Below are 12,573 nucleotides of genomic sequence, written 5' to 3' on the forward strand. Positions count from 1 at the left end.
AGAGCCCCTGTTGGACATACTTCAACGCATTGCATGCATAGTGTGCATGTCTTAAAGGGGGCTATCTCTATGGCATCTGTTGGACAGACAGCCTTACATGCATTGCATACTAAGCATGCATCCTCTTGAATCTTTATTCCTTCCAATGTAAGACCCCCGTTGATTTTTTGATTAATAAAGCCGAATTTATATATTATTCGACTATACGAGGAGCATTTTTATATAATTATATTACCTTCTGCATAGAAGGTATATCCTACAACCTCCCATCTGGGTTCGGTTGAAGGAATTTATTCGTCTTTAACTAATTCAAATATTACTTCGCCCTTTTCATTTTTAACTATCATATGGGCAGCACATGAATATCACGGGTCGTAAGCCCTTAAAACTATTTCTATTAAATTTAATGTTTTTTCATCTATTTCCATACCTATCACCAAGGAATGGTTCTATAAATTTTAAAATTTAAATAGTTTATGTTTTATATTATTTTATTTTAATTATTTTAATAATTCTGCTGCTGCCTGCTGGATTGCTTTTTCCATTGTAGGCACATTGTGTGTTGTCGCTACAATCATATTTGCCTTTACAACAATTCCATTGTCGTCTGTTTCATAATTGTGTATCAACACACCTCTTGGAGCATCTACCACACCTACACCGTTTCCTGCCTTTGGCTCTACCTCTGCTTTTACATCTGTTGATGTGATTTCACTATCGTTTAAGAGTTCTTTGGTTCTTTCACATGCTGCAAGCAATTCTATCAATCTAGCATGGTTGTATGCCAAAGACTGATTTGCTGGATTTCCGAATATCTCTATAAATTCATTTCTAGCCTCATCCGCCAATGGTGTTGCCATACCATCACATACATTTATCATTGCCAATGGACCTACTCTGTAAATGCCTTCTGGATATCCAACTTTTTTATTATATGGGTATTTTACATAGTTGTGAGAAACAACATGTTCACCGATGTAATTTAAATAATCAGCAGGTTTGAATTCCATTTTTTCTTTACCATCTGGTGAAACAAACCTAAGGGTGTCATCATAAAAGTTATGTTTTCCATCTTTTACCAATCCCAAATACCAGGTGTCAATAACACCCAATGACTTTGCTATATTCATATATTTTTCATTTAATGATTTTATAAGCTCTATACCATCTTTTGCATATTCTATCAGGGTATCTACTTCGTTTAATAATTCATCCCTTTCTTCTTCTTTCAATGGTTTTGATATTCCACCAGGTATTCCAGAGACTGGGTGAACTGGTCTTCCTCCTGTTTTTTCAACAATGGTTTGACCGAATTTTCTTAATGCTATTGCCTTTTTGGCTACTTCGGGAGCTTTATCTATAATTCCAATTATATTTCTAACAGCAGGGTCTGCATCTGGACCCACTACGAAGTCAGGAGCCACTAAATAGTAAAAATGTAAAGCATGGCTGTGTATCATATTGCCCATATGCATTAATTCCCTGAGTTTATTGGCAGCACTTGGTATTTCTGCTCCCCATGCTGCATCAACTGCCTTAACACTTGCAAGGTGGTGAGCTGTTTGACATATACCACAAATTCTTGGAACGATTCTCGGGACTTCCTCAGCAGGTCTGCCTACAACAAATTGCTCAAACCCTCTCAGTGCCGTAATATGCAGCTTAACATCTTTTGGCTTTCCTGACTCATCCAATGTAATTGTAACTTTTCCGTGTCCTTCCACACGGCTTATTGGTTCTATTGTAATCTTGCCCATTTTAGAGTCACCATATTCACTTTATTTTACAAAATGTATTAAATTAAGGTTTATATTATTATATTATTTTTCTATTTTTTTGGGTATCAATGCAGCAGCCATCGAAAACCTATTGAATAATGCCACTTTATCTGGAATTTTTAAGGCTGCCTTTCCTGATGCAGCATACGCATTTGCCGCCGCTGCCCCTTGGTCAAGAACTGCACTAGTTTTTCCAAAGCATCCTCTACATGGCACACCTGCCTTTGGACACATAGCTCCACATCCAGATTTTGTAGCCATGCCCATGCAGGTGTATCCTTGTTCAAACAAGCATCTTTCAGGGTCTGGTGTTCCTTCAAATGTTCGTTTAAATTTCTCAGGATAGGTGCCTTCCTTTTTCCTTGGACAATCATCACATACAATTTTTGTTGATAATTTAGGTTCTCTACCTTCTAAAAGTGCAACAATAGCTTCTGCGTTATGTTCCGGTCTTGGAGGGCATCCTGGTAATACTAAATCAACCTTTATTATATCAGATATTGGTTTTACAGTATCCAACAATTCAGGTAATTCTTCATTAGGGATTTCTCCTGGATTATCTGTTGATACTGTACTATATATTGTATTCAAAAATTCATCTTTACTGTATAAATTACCAAGTCCGGGAATACCTCCATACGCCGCACAAGTTCCCCAAGCAATTACTATTTTTGATTTTTCTCTAATTTCTTCAACTAGATGTTTGTCGTGTTCATTTCTAATGCCTCCCTCAACACAAAATACATCAATGTCATTGGGTATTTCTTTTACATCTGCTACAATAGGTGCATAAACTATTTCCAAGTTTGGGAGAACATCGAGTAGTTTTTCATGCAAATCCAACAATGACATGTGGCATCCAGAACATCCGCATAATTGTATCAGTCCTATTTTAACTTTGTCTGCCATTTAATCACCTGATATATGGAATAAAATTTAAAAAAGTAATTACCTCCCACGTTGGAGGCAGTCATTCCACAGGTCCTGCTGGTTCCCTGTGGAATTCATCCTTTTTATAGAATTAAGCCTTGAGAGGGTTTGGACCTAATTTTTTAACCCTTTCAGTCATGTCATTTACTGCTTTAACAAACTTATCAGCTTCGGCACCACTCATGAAGTACATTTCAATCCTTTCTCCACCTATACCAAGCTCATCTAAAAGTTGTTTTGTAAGTTTAACCCTCTCTTCAGCTTTGAAATTTCCACTTTCGAATGCACATTCGTAAGGTTTTCATCCTGCAACAAATACCGCATCAGCACCTTTTTGGAATGCCCTTAATGCATAAGTAATATCAAATTTGCCTGTACATGGTATTCTTATAACTCTAACTGTTGCAGGATATTGCATTCTGCTTGTTCCAGCCAAATCTGCTGCACCATATCCTCACTGGTAGCACACAAATGCTATAATGACTGGTTCAGTCATATTATCACCAGGTTATTTTTATTAATTAGATATAATTAAGACCATTAAGAGCAACATAGCTCCCATCAGCACCACCCTGGCAAAGCCTTCGGGTAATGCCTCATCTGATAAATCTTAACCACCCATTTATATTTTGCTGAGGTATTTTAATTATAAAATTTATTTTATTAATTATTATTTTATTTTATATGCCATCCCAATATTTTATTTTTTATTCATTAACCATTTTATGGGCTTCTAACATTCCATCTATTGCAGATATTATCTGACTATCTCTGTAATATCTCAACTGCATAGCTCCACTTGGACAAGCTCCTGCACATGCACCACAGCCTTTACATGCAATATCATCTACAACAGCTATCAAATGGTCATCATTATTATCTTTCTTCTTATAGGATATTGCATGATATGGGCACATAGCACCACAAATTTCACATCCACCACATATATCTTCATTCACAAGAGCCCTTATCATCTCAATCTCAAACTGTCCCTTAGCCATTGGAATTGCAACGGCACTTGCTGCACCTTTTGCCTGGGCTACTGTATCTGGTATATCTTTAGGTCCCTGAGCTACACCTGCAATAGCTATACCATCAACCTTTGTATTAACTGGAGCCAATTTTGGGTGAAGTTCCTTGTAGAATCCATCTGGTCCTACATCAAGACCCATCATTCTAGCCAAGTTTTTGGTTTCAGGTTTTGGTACAAGTCCAGCTGATAAAACAACCAGATCAGCTTCAATTTCAAGGATTTCTCCCATTAATGTGTCTTCAACCATAACTGTTAAGTTTTTGGTTTCTGGGTCTTCTACAATTTGTGCAGGTCTTCCTCTTATGAATCTAACTCCAAACTGTTCCTGAGCTCTTTGGTAATATTCTTCATATCCTTTACCAAAGGACCTAATATCCATATAGCAGATATAAACTTCTGTATTTGGATCGTGCATTTTTATTAATTGAGCATTTTTTAATGCAAACATACAGCAAATTCTTGAACAGTATGGATTCCCTACTTTTAAATCCCTAGAACCTACGCACTGTATAAATACAATTCTGTGTGGATGTTTTCCATCGCTAGGTCTTATTTCATGACCCCCTGTGGGTCCAGCTGGATTTAGTAGTCTTTCCAATTCCAAAGTAGTGATGACATTGTCGTAAACCCCATATCCATATTCTTCTTTCAATGAGGCATCGAATTCGTCATAACCTGTTGCTGTAATTATTGTTCCTGCTTTTATCTTGATTTCTTGTGGTTTCTGGTTGTAGTCTATTGCATGAGGACCACATACTTTTGCACATAATCCACAGTCAATACAGTGCTCTTTATCTATTGTATATACCAGTGGAACGGCTTGAGGGAATGGCACATAAATAGCTTTTCTAGTACCTAATCCTAAATCAAATTCATTAGGCACTTCAATAGGACAAGCTGCGGCACATGCACCACATCCAGTACATATATTTTCATCCACATATCTTGCCTTTTTTTCGATTGTTATCTCAAAATTACCAATATATCCAGAAATTTCTTTTACCTCAGCATAAGTAATTGTTTCAATGTTAGGGTGGTTTGCTGCTGTAACCATTTTAGGTGCAAGGATTCACATAGCACAATCATCGGTAGGGAAGGTCTTGGCAAGCTGTGCCATTCTTCCTCCGATAGATTCTTCTTTATCTACTAAATAAACCTTATAACCTTGATCTCCTAAATCAAGAGCTGCCTGTATTCCAGCAATACCTGCTCCAATAATAAGACAACTTTTATCTACTTCTACAACTTTCTGAGGAACATCTTCTAATCTCTTAGCTCTCTCTACCCCTCCAGCAACCAATTCCATAGCTTTTTTAGTTGCCGCCTCTACATTGCCCATATGGACAAATGCGTCCTGTTCTCTAATATTTACAAACTCTAAATAATATGGGGATATGCCTGCTTCTGCGAGACAATTTCTAAATGTTGGTTCGTGAATTTTTGGAGTACATGCTGCAACAACTACCCTATCCAAACCATATTCTTTAATGGCATCTTTAATTAACTTCTGACCTGGGTCAGAGCACATGAATGGATAGGTGGCAGCATACACTACACCATCAAGTTTGGAAGCAAATTCTTTCACTGCTTCACAATCCACAGCACCATTAATATTAGCACCGCAGTAGCAAACAAATACCCCAACTTTGGGGTCGCTCATATATTCACCTCCTGGTGTATTATTTATCAATACAATATACGTATATAATTAACTCAATATTATTATAAAAATATATACTCTTAAATTTTCTAATATTACATATCAATATTATTATATCTGATTAATATATAGAATAAAATGTAATCTAAATAAATTAGCGAAAAGTATATATATAAGTTTTTAATATTATAGTTATGCACGGTGTGGGATAGTGGCAAAGTTATTTTACACCCCCCATATAGCTGCTGATAACACCGTGTAGGAGAAGTCTCCTAAATCCCATTCCCACCCCCTCATACCCCCAAATAAATACGGAAATGAATGGTTGAGATTTAAGACATAGATTTGATGAAATTTTAACTATTTTAAACCCCTCCCCATTCTATTTTACCCCCTATTTTAAATTTAGTTTATAAAATTTTTAGTTTATAAAATTAATTTTATATTTATTAATATTTATATATTTAAATCAATTATGTTATTTTAAGATATATTTAAATATTATTTAAAAGAATATTTTAAAAATAATTTTTAATCAAGAGAGGGATTTTATGAATATAATTCAATTATTATACAATTCATTGGTATATATCTTACCTGCATATATTGCAAATGCTTCGGCATGTATATTTGGTGGAGGCACACCATTAGATGCAGGAAAACATTTTATCGACGGTAAAAGAATAATTGGAAATGGAGTGACATATAAGGGAACTTTTTTTGGATTATTATGTGGGACTATTGTAGCTGTTTTAGAAGGTATAATCATAAATTTAAATATTATGGGAACTGCTGCATTTTATTTTAACACTTTTGAATGGGCATATGTTGGTTTTTTATTATCACTTGGTGCCCTTTTTGGAGATATGTTTGGGAGTTTTATTAAAAGAAGAATAGGACTTGCACAAGGAAGGCCCGCACCAATTCTTGACCAGCTTGGTTTTGTTGTGTTTGCCATATTATTTGCATACCTTATCGCTCCTATCTCTTTTGAAATGGTTGTTATGTTGATAATTATAACCCCGATAATTCATTTATTTGGCAACATTGTGGCATATAAATTAGGATTTAAAAAAGTGTGGTGGTAATTATAATTTTTAAATATTTTAAAAAATAAAAAGAATAATTACATGAAAAATAATAAAAAACAAAAATATAATAATTTTAATAAAACTCTCTATTATTATGGTGAAAACATGATTACTCTCGATTTGGAATTAAAGGATATTCCTGGTGAGTTAATAAGGGCATTAACACCCATATCAAATATGGGAGTTAATATATTTAGTGTGATACATTTAAGAGAAAAGAAAACAGATGGTAGGGTTCCTGTGAGGGTTGTTATAAGCGATGCAGGTAATAGATTAAATGAGGTAATAAATAAACTTGAAGAGATGGATATAATAATTACAAAGGTAAATGAAACAACCCGAAAAACAGATATTGACATAGTTGTTGTTGGCCATGTGGTTGATACGGATGTAAGGGATACAATTGATAGATTGAATAAATACGGGCTTGTTGTAGATTTAGACCTTTCAATGCCTGACCCATTTAAAGAATCTTCTGCAAGAATGAAGGTAATAATAGAAACTGATAAATTGGATGATTTATGCAAGGAGCTCGACAAGATATCAGAGGAAAAGAATTTGTTGTTTATTAAATCCTTTTAATATAATAAACTTATGAGGAGAAAATATGAAGGTAATATTGGTCGGTTTTGGAGTAATAGGCAAAGGAGTAGTAAAAGTCATAGATAAAAAAAAGAATCATTTAAAAAGTAAGTATGGTCTTGATTTAAAAATAGTAGCTATTTGTGATAGAAGTGGTGCGGCAATAGATGAGAATGGTTTGGATTTAAAAACTGCATTAAAGGTTAAGGAAGAAACTGGAAAAATATCAAATTATCCTGAAAAAGGAAAAAATATGTCCATTGTTGATGTTATAAAAACAGTTGATGCCGATGCCATTGTTGAAGCCACCCCTACCAACATAGAAACAGGAGAGCCTGCAAAAACCCATATGATTGAGGCATTTAAAAACGGAAAACATGTAATTACTGCAAATAAAGGACCTCTTGCATTGTATTTTAATGAATTAACATCATATGCTGAAAAATACAATAAAATATTTAGGTATGAAGCCTCTGTTGGAGGAGCAATGCCTATAATAAATTTGGCAAAGGAGACACTTGCGGGAAATGAAATAACTGAGATAAAAGGAATACTGAATGGAACTACGAACTATATATTAACAAAAATGGAGAAGGAAAAACTTGATTTTGATACGGTATTAAAAGAGGCACAGGAGCTTGGCATAGCGGAGACTAACCCACATCAAGATATAAGCGGACTTGACACTGCTGCGAAAATAGTAATACTTGCAAACTCAATCATGAATAAAAATGTTAGCATAAAGGATGTTAAACTGGAAGGAATTACAAGAATTACGCCTGAGGCATTAACAATGGCCAATAAAAGCGGATATACAATAAAACTCATCGGGGAAGTAAGTGAAAATAAACTTGAAGTGGGTCCAAAATTAATACCAATCGATGACCCCATGAATGTAAAAGGTTCCCTAAATGTTGCAATGTTAAATACCGACCTTGCAAAGGAAGTTGTTGTAGTTGGTAGAGGTGCTGGAGATATAGAAACCTCATCTGCTATTTTAAGTGATATTATAAGCGTATATTTAAGAACTAAAAATGAATGAAAAATTAATTTTTAAATTTAAATCTACCATTAAATCTAAATTATTTTTTAAATAATTAAAAAATTTATTTCAATGTTTTAAATACTTCCTCAATAGCATTCAATGTTTTTTCAACAACTTCATCGTCATGCTTCATAGAGGTGAAACAGCATTCAAACTGTGATGGTGCTATGAATACACCGTTATCCAAGAGACCATAGAAATACTTCATAAATCTTTCTATATTGCTCTTTTTGGCAGTTTCATAATCAACAACTTCATTTTCGTTGAAGTATATTTGGAACATCGAGCTCACATTATATACTCGATTTGGTATTTCGTATTTTTCAGCAGTTTCCCCTATAAAGTCGCTTATTTTTTTGGCAGTTTTTGAAGTGTAGTTGTAAAACTCATCGTCAAGGTTCTTCAACGTCTCAATACCTGCGGTAACTGAAATTGGATTTCCGTTAAATGTCCCTGCCTGATAGATGGTTCCATTTGGTGAGAAGTTTTCCATGAGCTCCTTCTTACCAACAATTGCACCAATTGGGAAACCTCCACCTACTATCTTACCAACAGTTGCCAAGTCTGGAACAACGCCGTAGTATTCCTGAGCTCCTCCTGGTGCTATTCTAAATCCTGTAATTACCTCATCGAATATTAATATTATATCGTTTTCCTCAGTAATTTCTCTTAAAAATTCCAAATATCCATCTTTTGGTGGAATACATCCTACATTGCCCATCACTGGCTCAACAATGAGACAAGCAATTTCACCTTTATTTTCAGTAATTACCTTTTTAACAGCATCTTCATCGTTGAATGGAATTAAAAGGGTGTTTTTTGTAGTTTCCTCTGGAATACCTGGTGAGTTAGGGGCTCCATGTGTGAGAGCTCCGCTTCCACTTTTAACAAGCACATAGTCATGAGCTCCGTGGTATGCACCATCGAATTTTATAATTTTATTTTTCCCAGTAATTCCCCTCGCAAGTCTAATGGCACTCATGGTAGCCTCTGTTCCGGAATTTACAAACCTTACCATCTCTGCACATGGCATCCTATTTATTATTTCCTTTGCAAGGGTAATTTCCTTTTCAGTAGGGCATCCATAGGCAGTTCCTAATTCAAGCTGTTTTTTCACGGCATTTGCTATGTCCTCATTTGCATGACCAAGCACCATAGGACCATAGGCTAAACAGTAATCGATATATTTGTTTCCATCTACATCAAACAAATAACAATCCTTTGCCTTTTCAACGAAAAATGGATATGGTTTGAAGTATCTTACTGGACTATTTACACCTTTTACAAGATATTTCTGTGCCTCTTCAAACAATTTCTTTGATTTTGACAGATTTATATTTTTGAACTCCTCATACATATTTATCCCTTCTTATATTTTTTAAAATAATACTCCATTATACACCAAGACCCAAAAAACAATTGCAGTGAAAAAATAAGGAACAACTCCACTTCCAAGCCACTGTTTTTGACTTAGGCTTTCTTTGCCGAATATCATTGCAGTTATATGTCCAGTTATTATAAGTCCTACGAATAGAAACAGCAAGGATGCAATACCGCTGAAAATCCCAAGACCTGCGGTATATATATAGTTAGTTAATAATCCAAATATTATTCCTCCAATCGTATGAATTACTGCTGATTTTCCTTCTAAATCCATAATTGCACCTTTTAATTTTAAAATTTCATTTGTTTTATATAATTTTTGTATTATAGTATTGTTATTTTATTATTATTTAGTTATTACTCCTTTATCAATTCTTTAATTTTATATATATTAATTGATTCCTTTGGTCGTTTGCTTTTTTCTGTGTAAGAATAGTCAATTAATACCTCAACTTCTTCATTTACATCCATAGTTCTATTTATTAGAATTACATCCCCTTCTTCAAGCAAAAAAGCAAATTTTCGTTTTGTTTTTAAAGAGCCTTTATCGATTAATAGCTTTTCTTCATCTACAATCGGTTTTATTGTTGAATAGTGCATAATATCACTTAAACAAATATATAAACCGTTTTTCCACAAATATCAATAGTTTCAAAGTCTTCTGAGTCCAATTTCTCATCCAAAATTTCAATTTTATCTTTATTTGTAATATCATTTGATATCATTCCTATTGCTAATTTTAAGTCTTCATCATCAGTATATACTTTAACCTTTGTTTTAAACCTTCTGGCAAGTCGTGCAATATCCCTCAATGCCAGTTTTGCCTCGGTGAATAATATTAAATAGCTTTTTGCGTTTTCTATATTTTCCTTTTCACCATAAAGTACGGGATATTCTTTATCGAATAATTCATATTTTTTTACCTCATAATTAACTCCACAGGTTTCTATGACTCTAACAATAATGGATTGTGGAATTCCAGGTGGAATTGGAATTTCTACAATGTTATTTAATACATCATCAAAATTTTTTGCCTCGTCCATATTTCTTCTCCTCCTTGTAAATTATAAAAATAATAAAAATAGTAGTTATATATTTATTCAACCTCAGAGGTTGGTTTTATTTTAACAAGTATATAATTTTTCATTTCAGATTTTGAGATATATGCTATATCTTTTAATAAATATTTTCCAACTTTAACATTTTCTATTTTTTCATGGTATGTGTCGTAATCCAATTTTACCCTCAAACCATCCAGTTGGGTTACAATAGGCATTGGTGAAAGAATGTTGCATATTTCATCAACCTTTTTTTCTAGTTCATCCTTCAACACAACAGGGGGAATTATTGGGGGGTCGTATGAGAGTTCCTCTCTTTTTCTATTAATCAATTTTGTAATCTCATCCACCATCTTTTTTAATGCCTGCCTCTCTTCACTATGTCTTAGTCGGTGAGCTCTTCTTCCTAAATTTCCCACATATGGGTAAGGTATATCCAGTTTTTCAGGACCTCCTGTTATTACAACGGGGATATCCACATCAAATAAATGGGTTTTATCCAATAGACAGCTTTCAAAATTTCCCATGACATAAACGGCAATATCGTGTTCTTCTATTAATCTTTTTTCTTTTTCCTTGATAAGGCTTATATTTTTTCCCGCACCATGGGATAATCCTATCATGTTTGGTTTTGCTCCAAACCGCCTAACGAACTCTGAAATATCGCATGCTGTATGGGGAAGATGGTGCCTCGATAAACTGGGAGCCACCACTGCAATTTCCGTTCCTGCAAGTGGGGTTTCAACGACCTTTCCCTTATACTTTTTGGATTCTATTTTAAAGTTTTCTATTTCATTCTGGGGTAATGCAACTGTCATATACACATCCAACTGCATTATATGTTCCTGTATTATAAAACCCCCTACATCTTCAATCCATTCTTTGAGTATGTTGTTTTTATAAACTCCACCTTCATATCTAACGATTTCATACATTTTTCCACCAAGATTTGTGATACGGCATAGCCTATAAAATTATTCTTAGAAATCAGACCTAATAGTGACTGTTCCAAATGTTTTTTTGCTATCTTTAAATGATGTTACATCAGTTATAATCCTTTGAATCGCTGATTTTTCATCAATAAGTGTTATATGGTCCGTGATTACAATTTCTTCAAAACTGTACTTTTCTATGGTTTTTAAAATTTCATGAATAATATTCATCTGCAAGATATTTATTGATTTGGTTGTTATAGATATATGGTCTATATTATCCCCACTTTTCATTATTTTAGCCAGAGGTTCCCAATCTCGTGTTAGTATCTCTATATAGTCATCTTTTTCAGATACTATGTAATCCCTTCCACCAAGCAATACTATTAAATCTTCTGCAAGTTTTTTTAATTTTGAATTCTTATCTTTGTCGTAAAAGTAAAAGTTTGTTATTCTGGAACATTTCTGGATTTTTGAAGTTTTTTCACTATATATTCTGTATGTTTTTACGATATCTCCTCTACTTACAATACCCACAAGGTTTCCATTGCCATCCACGACTAAAAGCCTTCCAATATCATTTTTTGCCATTATCTTCTGTGATTCTGATGCAGAGGTTTCAGGAGATATTAGTATAAGTTGGTCTTTTGGAGTCATTATATCTTTAATTGTTTTTTTATTTTTCTTTTCCAAGTCTTTAAATGTAACTATCCCTATTAACTTTCCATTTTCATCTAAAACTGGGTATCCCATGTGTCTGTATTGTTCAATATATTTTTTTAATTTATCTATGTTATCCCCGCTATTAATTGTTATAATATGTTTGGTCATGATGTCTTTAACAGGTATTTTTTCTAGAATTCTTAAATCATAAAGTTTTATTAAGTCCCCTTCGGCCTCCTTTACAAAGATATTGATATTGTCAAATATATCGATTAGTGAGCTCTGCTCCAACCCGATATTATATACCCTTTCAACTGTTGAAAGCTTTTTAAATAACATATTAACCACCAAATATAAAAATTAATTAATTTTCCTTATATATAAAATCATAATTATATTGATGATATTAATATTTAAA

Annotated in this window: 15 protein-coding genes; 3 read left to right on the forward strand and 12 right to left on the reverse strand. The window is 33.8% G+C overall.

What is annotated here, in order from left to right; genetic code table 11:
* The 6 genes from F7B34_RS05170 to F7B34_RS05195 form a co-directional block, all read right to left on the reverse strand.
* A partial coding sequence (locus F7B34_RS05170; RefSeq protein WP_292460805.1) for a 4Fe-4S binding protein occupies positions 1-146 on the reverse strand: 146 nt, incomplete at its 3' end.
* Between the two features lie 144 nt (positions 147-290).
* On the reverse strand, positions 291-428 hold the full coding sequence (gene vhuU / locus F7B34_RS05175) for a F420-non-reducing hydrogenase selenoprotein subunit VhuU (protein WP_292460770.1): 138 nt from the start codon (positions 426-428) through the stop codon (positions 291-293).
* A 72-nt stretch (positions 429-500) separates the two neighbouring features.
* Positions 501-1,757 (reverse strand): F420-non-reducing hydrogenase Vhu subunit A, encoded by a 1,257-nt coding sequence (vhuA, locus tag F7B34_RS05180; protein ID WP_292460771.1) that lies wholly within the window; start codon positions 1,755-1,757, stop codon positions 501-503.
* A gap of 63 nt (positions 1,758-1,820) precedes the next feature.
* On the reverse strand, positions 1,821-2,687 hold the full coding sequence (gene vhuG, locus F7B34_RS05185) for a F420-non-reducing hydrogenase subunit VhuG (RefSeq protein ID WP_292460772.1): 867 nt from the start codon (positions 2,685-2,687) through the stop codon (positions 1,821-1,823).
* Positions 2,688-2,799: 112 nt separating this feature from the next.
* Positions 2,800-3,204 carry a F420-non-reducing hydrogenase iron-sulfur subunit VhuD gene (gene vhuD, locus F7B34_RS05190; RefSeq protein WP_292460773.1) on the reverse strand — a complete coding sequence of 135 codons (405 nt, stop codon included), beginning with the start codon at positions 3,202-3,204 and terminating at the stop codon, positions 2,800-2,802.
* A 211-nt stretch (positions 3,205-3,415) separates the two neighbouring features.
* Positions 3,416-5,401: a CoB--CoM heterodisulfide reductase iron-sulfur subunit A family protein gene (locus tag F7B34_RS05195; protein ID WP_292460774.1), complete on the reverse strand. Its 1,986-nt coding sequence runs from the start codon at positions 5,399-5,401 to the stop codon at positions 3,416-3,418.
* A gap of 551 nt (positions 5,402-5,952) precedes the next feature.
* On the opposite strand from F7B34_RS05195, the gene F7B34_RS05200 reads away from it, so the two are divergent.
* The 3 genes from F7B34_RS05200 to F7B34_RS05210 all read left to right on the forward strand — a co-directional run bounded on the left by F7B34_RS05200 (position 5,953) and on the right by F7B34_RS05210 (position 8,116).
* On the forward strand, positions 5,953-6,489 hold the full coding sequence (locus F7B34_RS05200) for a CDP-2,3-bis-(O-geranylgeranyl)-sn-glycerol synthase (protein WP_292460775.1): 537 nt from the start codon (positions 5,953-5,955) through the stop codon (positions 6,487-6,489).
* Between the two features lie 108 nt (positions 6,490-6,597).
* On the forward strand, positions 6,598-7,074 hold the full coding sequence (locus tag F7B34_RS05205; RefSeq protein ID WP_292460776.1) for a hypothetical protein: 477 nt from the start codon (positions 6,598-6,600) through the stop codon (positions 7,072-7,074).
* Positions 7,075-7,099: 25 nt separating this feature from the next.
* Positions 7,100-8,116, forward strand: a complete 1,017-nt coding sequence (locus F7B34_RS05210; RefSeq protein WP_292460777.1) for a homoserine dehydrogenase — start codon at positions 7,100-7,102, stop codon at positions 8,114-8,116.
* Between the two features lie 64 nt (positions 8,117-8,180).
* On the opposite strand, the gene hemL is transcribed toward F7B34_RS05210, so the two are convergent.
* The 6 genes from hemL to F7B34_RS05240 form a co-directional block, all read right to left on the reverse strand.
* Complete coding sequence (hemL, locus tag F7B34_RS05215; RefSeq protein WP_292460778.1) at positions 8,181-9,476, reverse strand: glutamate-1-semialdehyde 2,1-aminomutase; 1,296 nt, start codon at positions 9,474-9,476, stop codon at positions 8,181-8,183.
* Positions 9,477-9,497: 21 nt separating this feature from the next.
* Positions 9,498-9,776: a hypothetical protein gene (locus tag F7B34_RS05220; RefSeq protein ID WP_292460779.1), complete on the reverse strand. Its 279-nt coding sequence runs from the start codon at positions 9,774-9,776 to the stop codon at positions 9,498-9,500.
* A gap of 83 nt (positions 9,777-9,859) precedes the next feature.
* Positions 9,860-10,102, reverse strand: coding sequence for a hypothetical protein (locus tag F7B34_RS05225; protein WP_292460780.1), 243 nt, complete (start codon positions 10,100-10,102; stop codon positions 9,860-9,862).
* A gap of 8 nt (positions 10,103-10,110) precedes the next feature.
* Positions 10,111-10,545 (reverse strand): hypothetical protein, encoded by a 435-nt coding sequence (locus F7B34_RS05230; protein ID WP_292460781.1) that lies wholly within the window; start codon positions 10,543-10,545, stop codon positions 10,111-10,113.
* 53 nt (positions 10,546-10,598) lie between these two features.
* Entirely contained in the window at positions 10,599-11,495 is an 897-nt protein-coding gene (locus F7B34_RS05235) for a methanogenesis marker 7 protein (protein ID WP_292460782.1), read from the reverse strand.
* 45 nt (positions 11,496-11,540) lie between these two features.
* Positions 11,541-12,494, reverse strand: coding sequence for a CBS domain-containing protein (locus F7B34_RS05240; protein WP_292460783.1), 954 nt, complete (start codon positions 12,492-12,494; stop codon positions 11,541-11,543).
* Positions 12,495-12,573 lie beyond the last annotated feature (79 nt).

The sequence above is a fragment of the Methanothermococcus sp. genome (assembly GCF_015523155.1).
Classification (GTDB): Archaea; AGJL01; Methanococci; order Methanococcales; family Methanococcaceae; genus Methanofervidicoccus.

Excerpts from the sequence above, each read along its gene's own strand:
- vhuG (WP_292460772.1), bottom strand. The coding sequence starts at position 2,687 with ATGGCAGACAAAGTTAAAATAGGACTGATACAATTATGCGGATGTTCT.
- F7B34_RS05225 (WP_292460780.1), bottom strand. The coding sequence starts at position 10,102 with ATGCACTATTCAACAATAAAACCGATTGTAGATGAAGAAAAGCTATTA.
- F7B34_RS05205 (WP_292460776.1), top strand. The coding sequence starts at position 6,598 with ATGATTACTCTCGATTTGGAATTAAAGGATATTCCTGGTGAGTTAATA.
- vhuA (WP_292460771.1), bottom strand. The coding sequence starts at position 1,757 with ATGGGCAAGATTACAATAGAACCAATAAGCCGTGTGGAAGGACACGGA.
- F7B34_RS05210 (WP_292460777.1), top strand. The coding sequence starts at position 7,100 with ATGAAGGTAATATTGGTCGGTTTTGGAGTAATAGGCAAAGGAGTAGTA.
- F7B34_RS05230 (WP_292460781.1), bottom strand. The coding sequence starts at position 10,545 with ATGGACGAGGCAAAAAATTTTGATGATGTATTAAATAACATTGTAGAA.
- F7B34_RS05240 (WP_292460783.1), bottom strand. The coding sequence starts at position 12,494 with ATGTTATTTAAAAAGCTTTCAACAGTTGAAAGGGTATATAATATCGGG.
- hemL (WP_292460778.1), bottom strand. The coding sequence starts at position 9,476 with ATGTATGAGGAGTTCAAAAATATAAATCTGTCAAAATCAAAGAAATTG.
- F7B34_RS05235 (WP_292460782.1), bottom strand. The coding sequence starts at position 11,495 with ATGTATGAAATCGTTAGATATGAAGGTGGAGTTTATAAAAACAACATA.
- F7B34_RS05220 (WP_292460779.1), bottom strand. The coding sequence starts at position 9,776 with ATGGATTTAGAAGGAAAATCAGCAGTAATTCATACGATTGGAGGAATA.
- F7B34_RS05200 (WP_292460775.1), top strand. The coding sequence starts at position 5,953 with ATGAATATAATTCAATTATTATACAATTCATTGGTATATATCTTACCT.